16 protein-coding genes are annotated in these 16,807 nt (G+C 70.1%); 8 read left to right on the top strand and 8 right to left on the bottom strand.

The window, feature by feature from the left end:
- Window positions 1-119: 119 nt before the first annotated feature.
- The 5 genes from D456_RS0111090 (at window position 120) to D456_RS23980 (ending at window position 4,967) form a co-directional block, all read left to right on the top strand.
- The gene (locus D456_RS0111090) at window positions 120-926 is read left to right on the top strand and encodes a lysophospholipid acyltransferase family protein (protein ID WP_017576252.1); all 807 of its coding nucleotides are present in this window, start codon (window positions 120-122) and stop codon (window positions 924-926) included.
- A 5-nt stretch (window positions 927-931) separates the two neighbouring features.
- Window positions 932-1,987, top strand: a complete 1,056-nt coding sequence (locus D456_RS0111085; RefSeq protein ID WP_017576251.1) for an NAD(P)H-dependent glycerol-3-phosphate dehydrogenase — start codon at window positions 932-934, stop codon at window positions 1,985-1,987.
- Between the two features lie 32 nt (window positions 1,988-2,019).
- A complete protein-coding gene (locus D456_RS0111080) occupies window positions 2,020-3,234 on the top strand; it encodes a trans-sulfuration enzyme family protein (protein ID WP_017576250.1) in 1,215 nt (404 codons plus the stop codon).
- Window positions 3,235-3,287: 53 nt separating this feature from the next.
- Entirely contained in the window at window positions 3,288-4,409 is a 1,122-nt protein-coding gene (locus D456_RS0111075) for a D-alanine--D-alanine ligase family protein (RefSeq protein WP_017576249.1), read from the top strand.
- A 102-nt stretch (window positions 4,410-4,511) separates the two neighbouring features.
- Window positions 4,512-4,967, top strand: a complete 456-nt coding sequence (locus tag D456_RS23980; RefSeq protein WP_083904557.1) for a Uma2 family endonuclease — start codon at window positions 4,512-4,514, stop codon at window positions 4,965-4,967.
- Between the two features lie 3 nt (window positions 4,968-4,970).
- Here D456_RS23980 and D456_RS0111065 read toward each other — a convergent pair whose 3' ends face one another.
- The 6 genes from D456_RS0111065 to D456_RS0111040 form a co-directional block, all read right to left on the bottom strand.
- The gene (locus D456_RS0111065; RefSeq protein WP_017576247.1) at window positions 4,971-5,747 is read right to left on the bottom strand and encodes an EI24 domain-containing protein; all 777 of its coding nucleotides are present in this window, start codon (window positions 5,745-5,747) and stop codon (window positions 4,971-4,973) included.
- A gap of 66 nt (window positions 5,748-5,813) precedes the next feature.
- Window positions 5,814-7,511, bottom strand: coding sequence for a thiol reductant ABC exporter subunit CydC (gene cydC, locus D456_RS0111060; RefSeq protein ID WP_230479947.1), 1,698 nt, complete (start codon window positions 7,509-7,511; stop codon window positions 5,814-5,816).
- A gap of 107 nt (window positions 7,512-7,618) precedes the next feature.
- Window positions 7,619-9,388 (bottom strand): thiol reductant ABC exporter subunit CydD, encoded by a 1,770-nt coding sequence (cydD, locus tag D456_RS0111055; RefSeq protein ID WP_017576245.1) that lies wholly within the window; start codon window positions 9,386-9,388, stop codon window positions 7,619-7,621.
- Between the two features lie 204 nt (window positions 9,389-9,592).
- A complete protein-coding gene (cydB, locus tag D456_RS0111050; protein ID WP_017576244.1) occupies window positions 9,593-10,666 on the bottom strand; it encodes a cytochrome d ubiquinol oxidase subunit II in 1,074 nt (357 codons plus the stop codon).
- An 11-nt stretch (window positions 10,667-10,677) separates the two neighbouring features.
- Complete coding sequence (locus D456_RS0111045; protein ID WP_017576243.1) at window positions 10,678-12,123, bottom strand: cytochrome ubiquinol oxidase subunit I; 1,446 nt, start codon at window positions 12,121-12,123, stop codon at window positions 10,678-10,680.
- Window positions 12,124-12,524: 401 nt separating this feature from the next.
- Entirely contained in the window at window positions 12,525-13,214 is a 690-nt protein-coding gene (locus tag D456_RS0111040; RefSeq protein ID WP_017576242.1) for a DUF305 domain-containing protein, read from the bottom strand.
- 89 nt (window positions 13,215-13,303) lie between these two features.
- Here D456_RS0111040 and D456_RS0111035 point away from each other — a divergent pair, with 89 nt between their 5' ends.
- A complete protein-coding gene (locus tag D456_RS0111035) occupies window positions 13,304-14,026 on the top strand; it encodes a DUF3105 domain-containing protein (protein WP_017576241.1) in 723 nt (240 codons plus the stop codon).
- A 93-nt stretch (window positions 14,027-14,119) separates the two neighbouring features.
- Here D456_RS0111035 and D456_RS0111030 read toward each other — a convergent pair whose 3' ends face one another.
- Both D456_RS0111030 and D456_RS0111025 read right to left on the bottom strand, forming a co-directional pair.
- Window positions 14,120-14,593 (bottom strand): DUF3515 domain-containing protein, encoded by a 474-nt coding sequence (locus D456_RS0111030; protein WP_026115764.1) that lies wholly within the window; start codon window positions 14,591-14,593, stop codon window positions 14,120-14,122.
- 60 nt (window positions 14,594-14,653) lie between these two features.
- Window positions 14,654-14,887, bottom strand: a complete 234-nt coding sequence (locus D456_RS0111025) for an Lrp/AsnC family transcriptional regulator (RefSeq protein ID WP_017576239.1) — start codon at window positions 14,885-14,887, stop codon at window positions 14,654-14,656.
- Between the two features lie 154 nt (window positions 14,888-15,041).
- Here D456_RS0111025 and D456_RS0111020 point away from each other — a divergent pair, with 154 nt between their 5' ends.
- On the top strand, window positions 15,042-16,037 hold the full coding sequence (locus D456_RS0111020; protein ID WP_026115763.1) for a thiamine-phosphate kinase: 996 nt from the start codon (window positions 15,042-15,044) through the stop codon (window positions 16,035-16,037).
- 122 nt (window positions 16,038-16,159) lie between these two features.
- A complete protein-coding gene (locus tag D456_RS0111015; RefSeq protein ID WP_017576237.1) occupies window positions 16,160-16,807 on the top strand; it encodes a cellulose binding domain-containing protein in 648 nt (215 codons plus the stop codon).

The raw sequence follows: 16,807 nt of genomic DNA, 5'->3' as shown, positions 1-16,807 counted from the left end.
TCTTGGGCGCCCTTCGTTGTGCTCGCGACCAGTTCAGAGATTTCCCATCAACGATCTAGAATGCGTAGGTTGTGCTTCCGGCCCGACCGGGCCGGGGGCGATGGATCAAGAGGAGTCCCGTGGCCAAGAATCGAGAATCAGCCTGGGTCAAGTGGGTCGTGTCCCGGATCGTCCGGGCGACGCTGTGGCTGGTCTACAAGCCCGACTGGAAGGGGACCGAGCACGTCCCCGAACAGCGCGGGGCCATCATCGCGACCAACCACCTGTCCGTACTCGACCCGCTCACGGTCGCGCACTTCCTCTACATCGGCGCCCGCCGCTGGCCCACCTTCACCATGAAGGACTCGGTCATGAAGATCCCTGTGGTGCGTTCTGTGGCCCGGGCCACCGGCCAGATCCCCATCAAGCGCGGCACCACCGACGCCGTCAAGGCACTGGAGGAGGCGGAGAAGGCCCTCACCCGCGACGACTCCTCGGTCATCTTCTACCCCGAGGGCACCTGCACCCGCGACCCTGACCTGTGGCCCATGACCGCCAAGACCGGCGTGGCCCGCATCGCCCTGTCCACCGGGGTCCCGGTCGTGCCCGTCGCGCACTGGGGCGAGCAGCAGCTGCTGCCCTACGGCCGGAAGAAGCCCCACCTGCTTCCCCCGCGCAAGCGTGTGTACTTCAAGGTCGGACCGCCCGTGGACCTGGACCGTCTCCGCGGTCAGCCCCTGACCGCCACGGTCCTGCAGCAGGCCACCGAAGCGATCATGGCCGACATCACCGCTCTGCAGGCCGACATCCGCGGCGAGGAGCCCCCCGCCGAGCCCTTCGACATGAAGAAGGCGCGCAAGGCCGAGCGCGAGGCCGCCGAACGCGCCGGGAACGGGCAGGACGGCGGGGACGAGAGCCCCCGGGACAAGAACGACGCGGAGGCCTAGGAGCCATGGAACCCGACAACGTGCGGATCGTGGTCCTGGGAGCGGGCTCCTGGGGGACGGTGTTCGCCAACGTCATCGCCGACGCGGCCGATCTGGCGCGGGAGGAGGACCCCGGCAGGCCGGCCGTCGACGTCGTGCTGTGGGGGCGCCGCTCCTCCGTCGTGGACGCGGTCAACGACAAGCACGAGAACCCGGACTACTTCCCCGGCCTCGCGCTCAACCCCCGCCTGCGGGCCACCACCGATGCCACCGGGGCCGTCGCCGGGGCCGACGTGGTGGTCCTGGCCGTGCCCTCGCAGTCGTTGCGCGACAACCTCGCCGCGTGGAAGCCGCACCTGCGCGAGGACGCGGTCGTGGTCAGCCTCATGAAGGGGGTCGAGCTGGGCACGCGTATGCGGGTCAGCGAGATCATCACCGAGGTCCTGGAGTGCTCCTCCGAACGTGTCGCGGCGGTGTCGGGGCCCAACCTGGCTCGGGAGATCGCCGAACGCCAGCCGGCGACGGCCGTGGTCGCCTGTCCGCACGAGGTGACCGCGGTCCGGTTGCAGAAGCTGTTCAAGTCCACGTACTTCCGCCCCTACACCAGCACCGACCTGGTGGGCGTGGAGGTCGGCGGAGCCATGAAGAACGTCATCGCGCTGGCCGTGGGCGTGGCCGAGGGGATGGGCTTCAAGGACAACACCAAGGCCTCGCTCATCACCCGCGGCCTGGCCGAGACCACCCGCCTGGCGGTGGCGCTGGGAGCCGACGAGCACACGTTGTCCGGCCTGGCCGGGATGGGGGACCTCGTGGCGACGTGCTCCTCCCCTCTGTCGCGGAACCGGACCTTCGGTGAGAAACTGGGCGCCGGTATGACCCTCGACGAGGTCGTCGCGCAGACGAAACAGACCGCTGAGGGGGTCAAGTCCTCCGAGTCCGTCCTCGGCCTCGGATGGGCCCACGGGGTCGACATGCCGATCACCGAGTCCGTCGTCAAGATGATGCACCACGACCTGAGCCCGGCCGAAGCGCTGGTCGGCTTCATGTCCCGCAGCACCAAACCGGAACGCTACGGGGTCTGAGCCGGGCCCGCGCAGGCCTGAGAGCGAGCACCATGCCACACACACCAGGGTCCGGCCCCGTCGGGGAGAACACCCGGGCGCTGTCCCTCCCGGAGGCACCCGTCCCCGCCGAACGCCCGTTGCGCATGCCCGTGTACCGGGCGACCACGTACGCGTTCGACACCTCCCAGGAGTTCGCGGACGTGATGTCGGGGAGCCAGGACGGGTACTCCTACGCCCGTATCGACAGCCCCACCGCTGACGCCTTCGCATCGGCGGTCGCGGCCCTGGAAGGCGCCGGCCTCGACGAGACGGTGCACGGACAGCCCTTCTCGTCCGGTATGGGGGCCCTCAGCACCGTCCTCATGGCGCTCACCGAGGCCGGCGCCCATGTCGTGGCCGCCCGCTCCATCTACGGCAACACCTACTCGCTCCTGGACGGGCTGCTGCGCCGCTTCGGGGTCAGCACCGACTTCGTCGACGTCACCGACCCGGACGCCGTCCGTGCCGCGGTGCGCCCCGAGACGCGGGTGGTCTTCACCGAGACACTGTCCAACCCCACGATGACCGTCTCCGACCTGCCCGCACTCGCACAGATCGCACACGAGGCCGGGGCCCGGCTCGTCGTCGACTCCACCTTCGCCTCCCCGGCGATCTGCCGCCCCATGGAGTTCGGCGCCGACGTCGTCGTGCACTCGGCCACGAAGTACATCGGCGGGCACAGCGACACCACCGGCGGCGTGGCGGTGGCAGGCCGCGACCTCATCGACCGTGTCCGCGCCACCCGGGTGGACCTGGGCCCCTGCCTGGCCCCGGACGAGGCCTACCTGCTCCACCGCGGCCTGGAGACCCTGCCGCTGCGCGTGGCCCGCCAGAGCGAATCCGCCGCAGCCCTGGCCGCCGCCCTCGAGGACCATCCCGCAGTCGAGCGCGTCGACCACCCGTCGCTGTCCTCCCACCCCCAGCACGCCCTCGCCGGTAAGCTCTTCGACCAGGGACGCTGCGGCGGTATCGTCACCGTCCACCCCAAGGGCGGCCGGGACGCCGGAATGGCCTTCGCCGACCGGCTGCGGCTCAGCACCATCGCGCCCTCCCTCGGCGGGACCCACACCCTCGCCGGACACGTGCCCACCACCACGCACCGCACCATGAACGAGGCGGAACTGGGTGCCGCGGGCATCTCCCCGGGCGCGGTACGCTTCTCCGTCGGCCTGGAGGATCCACAGGACCTCGTCGATGACGCGCTCCGGGCGCTCGACAACGGGTAGACCCCGTTCGCAGGTCGTTTTCCATCCACAGCCGATACACGAGGGCAGGAAGTATGTCGTCCGAGCAGCGCAAGACCAGGGTCGCCGTCGTCTTCGGCGGACGCAGTTCCGAACACCAGATCTCCTGTGTCACGGCGGGCAGCGTGATGTCCGTCATCGACCGGGACCGGTACGAGGTCGTGCCCGTCGGAATCACACCCGACGGAAACTGGGTGCTCACCTCCGGTGACCCCGGCGAACTACGCATCGACGCCGAGACCAGGACGCTGCCCAGCGTCGGCGAGGGCACCGACCTCGCGCTGCCCTTCGACACCGCCGGCCAGCTCATGGTCGCCGAACCCGGGCAGGTGCCCGAGCGTCTGGGCGGGGTCGACGTCGTCCTGCCGCTGCTGCACGGGCCCTTCGGCGAGGACGGCACCGTGCAGGGGTTGTTCGAGATGATGGGGGTGCGCTATGCCGGGGCCGGGGTCTTCTCCAGCGCCGCCGCCATGGACAAGGTCTTCATGAAGTCCATGCTCCTCGGCAACGGCATCCCCACCATCGAGTACGTCTCCGTCACCGGTAGACAGTGGGAGCAGGAACGCAAGCGCGTCCTGGACGACATCGCCGAGCTCGGCGGAGGGGTCTTCGTCAAGCCCGCGCGCGCCGGCAGCAGCGTGGGCATCACACGGGTGCCCGACGCATCCGACACCGAGGCCGTCGTCGCCGCCGTCGACGCCGCACGCGAGCACGACCCGAAGGTGCTCGTGGAGGCCGAGGTCAGCGGACGTGAGATCGAGTGCGGTGTGCTGGAGGCCGAGGACGGCGGGGTGCCCGACGTGTCCCAGCCCGCGGAGATCCACGTCGCCGAGGGCTTCGACTTCTACGACTTCGAGGCCAAGTACCTGTCGACCAGCAGCCTGACCATCCCCGCGGAGATCCCCGAGGAGGCCGTGGGCCGGCTGCGCGCCATGGCCGCGGACGTCTTCGAGGCCATGGGCTGCGAGGGGTTGGCCCGCGTCGACTTCTTCTACACCGAGGACGGGCGGGTGCTCGTCAACGAGCTCAACACGATGCCCGGCTTCACCCCTTCCTCGGCCTTCCCGCAGATGTGGGCGGCCACCGGGGTGGACTACACGGCTCTCGTGGAGCGCATGATCAGCACGGCGCTGCGCAGGTCGGTCGGCCTGCGCTGAGTCGAGACGCGGGCCTGTGGAAAACCCTGTGGCGTGGTTCTCGCTCCGCTGTCTTCGAGGTGTTCCGAACACCGCAGGGGTAGAGAATGGTCTGTGCTACCGATGAGCGGATGGTGGAGACGATGGCGGATCTGCCGACGCTGTTCGACGCTGCAAGAGGCGCTGATCCGGGCAGATCTGCCCGGCATGCGCAGCCTTCGGACGGTGACCGTTCGGATCCCCGACAGCGAGGACCGATACGTTCCCGATCTTGCCGTGGTTCCGACGGCGGTCGCTAGGAGTGAGGTCTGGCTCCGGTCGGCGGAGGACCTCGAACTCGCCGTCGAGGCCGTCTCGTCCAGCAGCGCCCTGCACGACTGGAAGGCCAGGATCAAGGGATACGCCCGCGCCGGTGTGCCGCTCTACCTGGTGACCGACCCGAGCAAGGGCGGGATCGCGCTGTTCTCCGTGCCCGAGGGCGGCAAGTACCAGACGGTCGAGCGGGCCGTGCCCGGTGCCTCTGTGCACCTGGGGGCGCCGTTCGCCCTCGGCATCGAGGCCGCGGCGCTCCTGCAATAGGGCTCAGGCCTTCTCGTTCTCCGGTTGCGTCTCCGGCGGCGCGGCCGGGAGCAGGTCCCGGGCCAGCATGGTCGCTCCCGCCGTCGCGGCCGGGAACACCACCACCGCAAGGAACGGCACCGCCAACAGGAAGTACGTGGGGACCGTGAACCCCAGGACGCGCAACCGCCGGGTGGACATGGACCGGTGGCGGTCCTTGAGCCGCAGCAGCCCGCGCCGGTCGAAGGCGTTGGCGACCAGCTCGATCCCGAGCAGCCACCCGCCCGTGACGGCCGCGAGGACCGGTCCGGCGATCCAGCCCACGAACGGCACCAGGCCGATGAGGAAGACGAGCAGGGTCACGGCCAGGGAGACGAGCACGATCACCACGGACTGGCGGATCGCGCGCAGGACGGAGGCCGTCAGCGATTCGTCCGGTTCTTCCGGTGCGCCGCCGAGCTCCTCCTCCACGAGCTCGCCGATCTTGTCGTAGACGGGCGCACCCACGGCCAGTGTCACCGTCGTGAACGAGACCACGAACACCAGGAACGCGCCCACCAGGGCCACCACGGAGATCCCGCCGCGCACCAGGCCCTGCCACAGGTCGTCCCAGTCCGAGGCGAAGGGGGTCGCCCAGCCCACGAGATCCTCGATGTTGAACACCAGGGCCACGAAGAGCCCGAGGAAGACCAGCCACACGAACACCGCGGGTAGGGCCCCCAGGAGGAACAGCCGGGGCCTTTTCAGCAGAATGCCCACGCCACGCAGTAGATGTCCGAAACCGCCGAAGATCTCACGCACAGGATTGCTCACGGGCGAACCCTAACGGCTCTCCGCAGCGCCCGTGACGCGAGGGAAGGGACCGGTTCATCCGGCGACGTCGCGGTACCAACCCTCCTGGGCGAGCAGCTCGGCATGGGTACCGGACTGCAGCACACGCCCCTCCCGCACCACGTATATGCGGTCCACACGGTCGAGTCCGGCGAGGTCGTGTGTGATGAGCAGGGTCGAGTACCCCTCAGCGGCGTCCAACAGGTCCGAGACCACCGTGTCGCGGGTGTCGGCGTCCAGGTGCGCGGTCGGTTCGTCCAGGACGAGAACCCTCGGGGAGGCGAGCACCGCACGGGCCAACGCCAGACGCTGCACCATGCCGCCGCTGAGCCCGGTCCCGTGCGTGCCCACCTCCGTGTCCAGGCCCCGGGGCACGGCCCGCACCTCCTCGGCCAGGCTCACCCGCGCCAACGCCTCCCACAGCTCCTCGTCCCCGGCCCCCGGGCGGGCCAGGAGCAGGTTCTCGCGCAGGGTCGAGGCGAACACGTGCGGATCCTGGGGCACACCCGAGACCGACGCACGCACCTCGTCCGCCGGGTAGGCCGTGATGTCGGCACCGCCGAGCTCCACCCGTCCCTCGTCCGGCTCCAGGAAGCGCAGCAGGACCGACGCCAGCGTGCTCTTGCCGGCCCCGCTCGGGCCGATCACCGCGACAGTGGCCCCCTCGGGAACCTCCAGATCCACCCCGTCCAGTGCCCACGGGTCCTCCGGCCCGTAGCGCACGCGCAGGCCGCTCACCGTGACGGCCGCCCGGTCCGCGCACACGTCCCCGGCCAGGTCCTCCTTCCGGGCCGGGGCCGTCTGCGCCGGGGTGTCCAGCACCCCGAACAGCCGCGCCCCGCTCGCCCGGATCGCCCCCAGCTTGCCCGCCACGGCCGGCAACGGCGCCACGATCTCGAACGCCGCCAGGGTCGTCAGCACCACGACGGCCAGGGACACCGCACCGATCGTGCCGTCCTCCACCGCGAGCACACCCAGCAACAGCGCACCCCACACCGTCAGCCCGGTGACCAGCGCCGTCGCCCCGGCACCCAGGCCCAGGACCGCCGAATCACGCTGCTCCACCCGCGTCAGTACCTCGTCCGCCTCGTACACCCGGGCGACCTGGCGGTCCATCGCCCCGTAGGCCACCAGGTCCGGCGCGCCGTGCAGGGTGTCCACCAGGGTCGTGGACAGCGCCCCCCGCGCCTCGGCCTGCCGCCGCCCCGGCCCCTTGCCCAGCGCCGCCATCGCCAACGGCACCGCGAACCCGGACAACAGCAGCCCGGACGCGAGCAACACACCCCCGGGCACGTACACCACCGTCAGCACGAGCACGGTCGTCCCGCCGGTCACCACCGCCACCAGGGGAGGGGTGAGCCCGCGCACGAGCAGGTCCAACGTCGCCTCGGTGTCGTTGACCAGGCGCGAGACCAGGTCACCGGTACGGAACCGGCCGAAGGGTTCGGTCGCCGCGAGCCTCCTGTACACACGGACCCGCACCTCCGCCAGGGTCCGGAACGCGGCGTCGTGGGTGACCAGACGCTCCAGGTACCGGCTCACGCCCTTGCTCACCCCGAGCGCGCGTGTGGCCACCACCGCCACGCTGAGCGCGGTGATCGGCGGATGGTCCGCGGCGACCGCGAGCATCCACGCAGCCACACCCAACAGGGCCACCCCGGCCCCGGTCGCGGCCGCGCCCAGCAGGACACCGAGAGCGAACCGGCTGCTGCGGGGCCGGGCCAGAGCGATCATCCGCCGCAGCGGGTCGCGTCGGCGTTCGCGTTCGGGCACCTGCGCCCCCGGGTCCGTGACTCCTGGGACCGCGCTTTCCGGATGACCGTTGCCACCGTTGTCCCGCGTCATCGCCGCACACCCCCGTCCACACTCGGCACCTGCAGTTCGACGACCCGCAACGGCGGCGCCTCCGAGTCCTCCTCGGGCGCACCCAGGGACCGGGTCAGCCACCCGGGGTCGTGTGCGACGACGATCGCGGTCCGCCCGCGTGCCAGCCGCCCGACCGCGGTGCGTACCGCTGCCGCGTTCTCCGGGTCCAGGTGGGCGGTCGGTTCGTCCAACAGCACGAGCGGGGCGTTCCGGCACATCGCCCGGGCCAGCGCGATGCGCTGTCGCTGGCCTGCCGACAGCCGGGCCCCGCGTTCACCCAACCGGGTCCGGTAGCCATCGGGCAGAGCGGAGACGAACGTGTCGGCCTCGGCAGCCCGTGCGGCCTCCCTGACCTGTTCCATCGTCGCCTCGGGAGCGCCCAGGCGGATGTTGTCGGCCACCGACACGTCGAACAGGTACGGGTACTGGGGCACCCAGGCCACACCCAGACGCCAGTCCTCGGCCGGAACCCCGGAGAGCGGCTCCCACGCGCCCCCGGGGGCACGCACGCTCACCCTCCCGGCGCCGGGCTCGTTCAACCGCAGCAGCAGCGACAGCAACGTCGTCTTGCCCGACCCGCTCGGCCCGGTGAGCAGCACGTGCTCGCCGGCGTGCACGGTCAGGTCCAACCCGTCCAGCGCGGGCCTGTCACGCCCGGGGTGGGTGAGCCCGACCCCCTCGAGACGCAGGTCCCCCGCGGCCGAGGGGGCAGGGACCCCCACCGGCTCGGGGGCGTGCGCGCCGTCGGCGGGTCCGCGTTCGCGGTCCAGCTCCGTGAAGATGCCCTCGGCCGCGGCCACACCTTCCATGCTGGCGTGGAAACGGGCCCCGACCTCACGCAACGGCAGATAGGCCTCCGGGGCGAGGACGAGGACGAGCAGAGCGGTCTGGTAGTCCATGTGCCCGCCCAGCAGGCGCAGCCCCACCTCGACCGCCACCAGCGCGACCGCCAGCGTCGACAGCAGTTCCAGCGCGAAGGCCGACAGGAACGCGACCCGCAGCGTGCCCATGGTGGCCCTGCGGTGCTGGTCCCCGACCCTGCGGATGATCGCGGCCTGTGCTCTGGCCCGGCGGAACACCGCGAGCGTGGGCAGGCCTTCCACCACGTCGAGGAAGTGCCCGCCGAGCCGGCTCAGCAGCCGCCACTGCTTGTCGGTGCGTGCCTGTGTGTGCATCCCGATGAGCGCCATGAAGATCGGGATGAGCGGCAGCGTCACCAGGATCACCACACCGGAGATCCAGTCGGCCCAGAAGACCACCGTGAGCACCGCGACCGGAACGATCGCCGCGAGAGCGAGCTGGGGGAGGTAACGGGCGAAGTAGTCGTCGAGAGCGTCCAGCCCGCGGGTGGCGAGGGTGACGAGCTCCCCGGCCTTGGGCGCACCCTCCCGGCCGTCGTCCGTGTCGGAGGGGCCCGCCGTCCACACGCGTCCCCGGCCCCCGGTCACGTGGGCGACGAGGCGGCGCCGCAGTTGTGACTTGGTGCGGGCCGCGCTGTACAGGGCCGAGGCCTCGGCGACGTAGGACAGCACGGCGCGGGCCACGGCGACGGCGGCGACCCCGGCCACGGCCCAGCCCAGGGTGTCGATCCCCTCGCCCCTCCAGGCGCCGGTGACGGTACGGGCGAGCAGCCAGGCCTGGATCAGGATCAGACCGGTGGTGAGCGCGCCTGCTGCCACGGACACACCCAGGTGCACGCGGACCGCGCTCGCGGTGCGCACCAGGCGCGGGTCGAGAGGTTTCATCGTCGGGTGCACCTCGTCCGTGTGGTGGGTGGATCGGGTTCCGCGGGACGCCGCTGTGCGGGTCGGGGCCGGAACAGTGTTCCGCGGTGTGCCGTGGTCGTGCGGTTCCCTCGGGCCGTAACCGGTGGAACCGGAGTACCCCCGACGCCGTGTGCGGACGCGGGAACGTGCGCACAGGCCCGGGGGTGCCCAGAACCGGGGTGGTCAGCTCCGCGGGGGACCGGGGTCGGCGACCGCCGCTGTTCCGGTGTCCCCGCCCCCGCCGCCGGCGGTCACACTCTCCCCGGTGACGGCCTCCCCGGTCACCCTCCGGCGGAACACCCAGTAGCTCCACGCCTGGTACCCCATGACGACCGGCAGCGCCACCAACGCGACCCAGGACATGACGGTGAGTGTGTAGTCGGCCGAGGAGGCGTTGGCGACGGTGAGCGAGTGGGCGGGGTCGGTCGTCGAGGGCAGCACGTTCGGATACATCGAGCCGAACACCGTCACCGTCAGGGTGAGCACGGACAACGCCGTCCACAGGAACGACCAGCCCTCACGCCCGCGCCGGGTCGAGGCGACCCCGAGGACCAGCGCGGCCATGGCAGCGGCCGCGGTGAAGAACGTCCAGTCCTGTCCGTGTGCGGCCTGTGTCCATCCCGCGAAACCCACGACCGAGGGCACCGCGGCCACGGCGCTGTACAACGCCGCGTTCCGGGCCCGTACCCGCACCGGGCCCTCGGTCTTCAGAGTCAGGAAGACCGCGCCGTGCAGGGTGAACAGCGACAGTGTCGTCAGCCCGCCCAGCAGCGCGTACGGCGTGAACAGGTCGAGCAGCCCGGCTGTGACGACGTGGTCGGGGCCCATGGCCACACCCTGTACGAGGTTGGCGAAGAGCACACCCCACAGGAACGCGGGTACCGCGCTCCCGTAGAAGATCGCGAGGTCCCAGTACTCGCGCCAACGGTCGCTGTCCCGGTTGCTGCGGTACTTGAAGGCCACACCCCGTGCGATGAGCGAGAGGAGGACGACCAGCATCGGGACGTAGAAACCGCTGAGGACCGACGCGTACCAGGCCGGGAAGGCCGCGAACATGGCGCCGACCGCGGTGATCAGCCACACCTCGTTGGCGCTCCAGACGGGGCCGATCGAGTTGATGGCGACCCTGCGGTCCACGGAGTTGCGCGGCCCGGTGAACGGCAGGAGCACACCGACCCCGAAGTCGAACCCTTCCAGGAAGAAGTAGCCGGTCCACAGGACCGCGATGGCGATGAACCAGACGAGAGCGAGATCCATGGCCGGGCCTCCTAGTAGCTGAAGTGCGGGATCGTGGACTCGTCCTCGTCGTCATCCAGGTCGGGGACGAGGTGGGAGGGCCCCTTCTTGATGTATCTCCGGAGCAGGCCGACCTCCACGACGAAGAGTCCTCCGTACACGGCGGTGAAGAGGGCCAGACTCATCGCGACGGTGCCGAGATCGACCCCGGGCGAGACGCTCGCGGCGGTGAGGAGCTCACCGTGCACGGTCCAGGGCTGACGGCCCATCTCGGTGAGGATCCAGCCGAAGACGTTGGCCAGGAGCGCCGCGGGCAGCGCGGCCATGGCGGCGTAGTAGAACCACCGGTTCCGTGGCAGGCGTTCACGGCCGCGGGTGAGGTAGAGACCCGCGGCGGCGACGGCGATGCCGAACAGTCCCAGGCCCATCATGAGGCGGAAGGCCCAGTAGACGACGAAAACGTTCGGGATGTAGTCGCCGGGGCCGTAGTACTCCTCGTAGCTCTCCTGGAGGTCGTTCATCCCGTGGACCTCACCGTCGAACTCGCCCGTGGCCAGAAAGCTGAGCACGTTCGGGACACCCACGTCGATCGGGTTGTGGCCCTGGTCGGTGTCGCCGACAGCGAACGTGGAGAACGGTGCGCCCTCCTCGCTGTCCCAGTGGGCCTCGGCCGCGGCGAGCTTCATGGGTTCGAACTCGGCGGCGAGCTTGGCCTGGTGGTCGCCGGACAGGACGGTGAACGCGCCGGCGAGGAGGGTGAAGACGAGGCCGACCTTCAGTGCGCCGCGGAACAGGGAGTGTTCGCGCGCGGACGGGGCCTCGCCCGTGTTCCCGGTGTCGCCGTGGTGGGTGTTGCGCCAGAGCTTGTACGCGCAGACCGCGACGACGAACAGGCCGGCGGTGACGAAGGCGGCGCTGACGGTGTGGACGTAGGTGGACCAGGCCTGGTCGTTGCTCAGGACCGCCCAGATGTCGGTGAGCTCGGCGCGTCCGGTCTCCTCGTTGATCTCGTGGCCGACCGGGTTCCGCATCCAGGCGTTCGCGGCGAGGATGAAGTACGCCGAGAGGTTGGTGCCGATCGCGACGAGCCAGATGCAGGCCAGGTGCACGGCACGGGGGAGCCGGTGCCAGCCGAAGATCCACAGGCCGATGAAGGTGGATTCCAGGAAGAAGGCGAGGAGCGCTTCCATGGCCAGGGGAGCTCCGAAGACGTCGCCGACGAAGCGCGAGTACTCGCTCCAGTTCATGCCGAACTGGAACTCCTGGACGATGCCGGTGACCACACCCATGGCGAAGTTGATGAGGAACAGCTTGCCGAAGAACTGGGTGGCCTGGAGGTACTCGTGCCGCCCGGTCCTGTGCCAGAACGTCTGGAGTACGGCGACGATGAAGGACAGCCCGATCGTCAGGGGGACGAACAGGAAGTGGTAGATCGTGGTGATCCCGAACTGCCACCTCGCGAGGTCAAGTGCTTCCATGCCCGCCTCTCAGGTGCCGACCGCGAGTAGTACTACAAACTGTAGTGCTACTTCGTGTCGTAGTGCTGCGGGGTGGCGGTGAAACGGCCCTGTGAGATGCCTTCGCGGGGCTCCGGGGCGCCTTCAGTGGAGGTGGCGGGGCGGTCACGGGCGTGCCGAACGCAGGCCCGCGCCGCTGTGACCTGGGGTGATGGCGTCCGCACCTGCGCTCGGCGAGGCGTCCGCTACGCAGCCCTGTGCCCTTGCACACAGGGCTCGGGTCTGCTCAGCCACACGAGGGCTGGGGCTCGGCTCTTTGTGTGGTTGAGCTTCTGGGTTTCTTCTGACTCAGAAGGCCTTGTACCGTGCACGTGCTCTGGGACTGAGCCCTTTGTGCGGTCGGGCTTTTTGCGTGTCCGGTGTCAGGCCTGCGGTTCCACGCCCCGGTCCTCGAGCATGCCTTCCATGAGGTCGACCTCGGTCTGCTGTGCGTCGGCCATCCCCTGTGCCAGGTCGACGACGATGTCCTCGCCGCCGAGCTCCACCTCGGCCTCGGCCATCTCGATCCCGCCGATGTGGTGGTCGATCATCAGCTCCAGGAAGATGATCTCGGCCTCCTCGCCCTCGGCCCCGTCCAACTCCTCGAGCTCCTCGTCCGTGGCCAGTCCGGGCATCCGCTCGGGCACCTCGCCCGCACCGCCGCCGTGGTCGTGACCGGACCCGGCCATCCACGCCATGGGCTGTTCCGTACCGCGCGAGGGCAGCTCCCACTCCATGAGCCAACCCTGCATCATGCCGATCTGTGCCTGCTGGGTGCGGGTCATGTCGGTGGCGATGGTGTGCAGCTGGCGATCGTCCGTCTTGTCCAGGATGACCATCGACATGTCCACGGCCTGAGCGTGGTGGGCGGTCATGTCCCGCAGGAAACCGGCGTCCGCACTGTTGTCCAGCGGGTGGGAGGGCCGACCCACGAGGAAACCGGCGACGAGTGCGAGGGCGGTGAATGTCACAGCGAGCCATGTCGGGGTGGTCCTCGACGAGGGGCCCGGCGCCGTTTGCTCGGTCTCGTCGGTGTCAGCGGAGGTTTCCGCGTGCTGGTCATTGTGTTCCATCGGTTACATCCTGGTCGTATCGCCCAACTGTGCTGACAAGGTAGAGGATAGGTAAGTACCTGTAGATCACCCCTATCCCGGGAGACCTAGTGGCCAAGAAGAAGACGGCCGAGGAAAGACGGCGCAGGGCCGAAGAACTCAAGGCCCAGCGCATCAAGGAAGAACGCCGCAAGCGGGCGTGGAAGATCGCGGGTGTCAGCACCGCGGCCGCCTTGGTGGTGGGTCTCCTCGTCTTCGCCGTGGTCATGGAGTTCCGGAGCCGCAACATCGCGGGGGTCGAAGAATTCGAAGGCGTCACCAACAATCACTTGGACATGGGCCAGAGGGTGGACTACGAGGAGTCTCCCCCGGTCGGTGGCGATCATTGGGACAGTTGGCAGAACTGCGGTGTCTACCCCGAGCCGGTGACCCCGGAACTGGCCGTGCACTCCTTGGAACACGGCGCGGTCTGGATCAACTACGACCCGGAGCTCCCCGAGGAGGAGATCCAGGCGCTCAACGACATGTACAACGCGGGCGACTACCTCCTCGTCACGCCCTACGAGGGTGAGATGGAGGCCCCCATCGTCGCCTCCAGCTGGGCACGGCAGATCACCGCCGAGAGCGCCGACGACGAGGACCTGCACCGGTACGTGCAGCTCTACGAGCGCGGCCAGGACGTCCCGGAGCCGGGCGCCGCGTGCTCGGGTCAGTTCTCCGAGACCGCCCCGCAGATCGAGGAGCAGCTCGGCCAGGCCGGCGGTCAGCAGGAGGAGAACGGCAGCGCCGACGAGGACGCCGAGGACGAGGGCTCCGAGGAGGAGACCGGGTAACCACCGTCCCGCACACGGCGGCATCCCCCTCGTCCCGGGAAAAGCAAAGGGGTCGGCGGTCCGGCCGCCGACCCCTTCTCCGCGTCGGAGAGGTCAGAGCGTCCCTTCCGGCAGCTCCGGGACGTGCTCGGAGATCAGGTCGCTCACCGTCGTCATGGCCGCCGCGGGAGCCCCGTGCCCCGAAGGCACCTGCAGCTCGACGTAGGCCTCGTGGCCCACCGCGGTGAACATCGTCGGGTCGTCCTCGGGCTGTGGCAGCCACGGGACCCCGTTGACCTCCTCCAGGAGCGAGTCCGGCTGCAGGCCGTCGGGACGGGGGACCCCGCAGCGCAGGCTGATGGGCGGATCGCCCCAGGCCGCCATGATCTCGCTCTCGGGCCGGATCTCGGCGCGCTCCTCCTCCATGAGGGTGTCGGGAAGCTCGTCGACGAACTCCGAACAGACCTCCGTGGTGGTCCCGTCGGTCTCCGGGGGACTCATCTGCACGGTCTGCGCTCCACAACCGGCGGCGAGCAGGACCACACCGAGGGCCGGTGCCGCCGCTGTCCCGAAACCACGTCTGCGCACTGTTCAGCCACCCCGCTCTGCAGGCCCGGAAAGAGGATCTCTGGGTCCGTCGGGACCCGCTCAGATATTGACGATAGGGCACGTAAGAGTACGGGCGATCCCGTCCAGGCGCTGGATGCGGGCCACCACGAGCGATCCCAGTGCGTCGACGTCCTCGGCGTGGGCCCGCACGATCACGTCGTAGGGACCGGTGACGTCGTGGGCCTCCTCCACCCCCGGGATGTCACGTACACGTCCGACGACCTCCGAGGCCTGGCCGACCTCGGTCTGGACGAGGATGTAAGCCTTCACCATGTGTTCATCTCCTTCGGGCCGAGCCGGTGTGGGGCGACGGAGCACCGGCCGACCGGGTAAGGCACGACTGGTGGCGAAAAAAGTGTCGGCGCTGGCCACCGCCTCCGCAGAGGTCCGGGGCCACGCGCCGGAGCGTCACCGTACCCTGATTCCTGTGCAGAACACCATCGGGGGTCTGGGCGAGTTCACTCTGATCACACGTGTCTCGGCCCAATTCCCCACCACGGACGACGTCATCCTCGGCCCCGGCGACGACGCAGCGATCGTCGCAGCACCCGACGGGCGAACGGTGGCCACCACCGACATGCTCGTGGAGGGCCGCCACTTCCGCCGAGAGTGGTCGAGCGCCCGCGACGTGGGGCACCGGGCGGTCGCGCAGAACTTCGCCGACATCGCGGCGATGGGTGCGCGCCCCACCACCCTCCTCATCGGGTTCGCGGCACCCCACGATCTGCCAGTGGAGTGGGCCGAGGAGTTCACCGCAGGTGTACGCGACGAATGCGCGGTCGCCGGCGGAACGGTCGTGGGCGGAGACATGGTGGGCTCGGACACCCTCACCCTCGGGATCACCGCACTGGGCGACCTCGGCGGCGCCGACCCCGTACGCCGCAACGGGGCCCGGCCGGGGGACGTGGTCGCCTGCACAGGCCCCCTGGGGCTGTCCGCGGCCGGTCTGGCCCTGCTGGAACAGGGGATCGACGGCCCCGCACTCTGCCTGTCCGAGCACCGGCGCCCCAGCCCGCCCTACACCGCCGGGGTGGAGGCCGCCCGCCTGGGGGCCACCGCCATGCTCGACATCAGTGACGGGCTCGTACAAGACCTCGGCCACGTGGCCCGGGCGAGCGCTGTGGATATCGATCTGGACTCGATGTCACTGCGTCCCGACCCGGAGCTACTGGAAGCCGTCCGGGTGCTGGGCACCGAACCGGGGCGGGAACAGGAGGTCGCGCGGGATCTGATGCTGACCGGCGGGGAGGACCACGCGCTCGCGGCGACCTTCCCGCCCGGTGCAGAGCTCCCCGGTCACTGGTACACCGTGGGACGGGTCGAGCAGGTGTCGGAAGAGGCCCAGGAGGGCACCGTTGGTGATGTCACGGTCGACGGGGGCCGCCCCCCAAGCGGGGGCTGGAGCCATTTCGACCGTGGGTGAGCACGAACGGATTCGTCCTCTTCGGCTCGCACGCCAGGCTTTCCCCGCGCGGCTCGCACGAGGCGAGGAGAGGTCTGCGGCCGAGATACGGAGCAGCGTCGAGAGGCGGTTCATTGAGCGGCATGGGTAAGCGGCGCGCCACGCGCCGCGGCGCGCACCGCAGTGAACCCGAGGACGCCGGTGCCCTGAGGCGCGTCAGCGGATTCCTGGGCAGCACCGTACCCAGGCGCGTGGAGCCCCCGCGCCTGCTCAACGTCCTGGTCGTCTCCGGCGTGCTCCTGGGGCTGCTGCTCTTCGGCTACAGCACGACGCAGATCTACCTGCAGTTCGGCGGCGACTCCGGCAGCTCGGAGAACCCCGGGGCGACGGAGGACCTCGGACCCGACTCCTCACCCGGCGAGGGCTCGACCGAGCGGTCCCCCGGGAGCACCGACGGCCCACGGACCCAGGCCGGTACCGAACCCACCACCGTTGTCTACCGTGTGGTCGACCGCAGCACGGTGGGTTTCACCGGGAGCGTCACGCTCACGAACACGTCCGAGAGCCGCCTGGACACCTGGGAGCTGGCGCTGGCCTTCGACGACGCCGAGGTCACCGAGGTCCGCGATGCCGACTGGGAACCGTTGGAGGACGGGATCCTGGCGCGCCAGCCCGGAGGTCGCGACGGCCTCGCCCCGGGGGAGTCGGCCACGATCTCCTTCGATGCCATGGGGGACCCTGAGGCCCCGCCGGTGCGCTGCTCGCTGAACGGCCACGTCTGCAACCTTTGA

Origin of the sequence: Nocardiopsis kunsanensis DSM 44524, assembly GCF_000340965.1 — a bacterium.
Classification (GTDB): Bacteria; Actinomycetota; Actinomycetes; order Streptosporangiales; family Streptosporangiaceae; genus Nocardiopsis; species Nocardiopsis kunsanensis.
The sequence above is the reverse complement of the archived record's forward strand: the minus strand, read 5'-3'. Positions and strand labels throughout refer to the sequence as shown.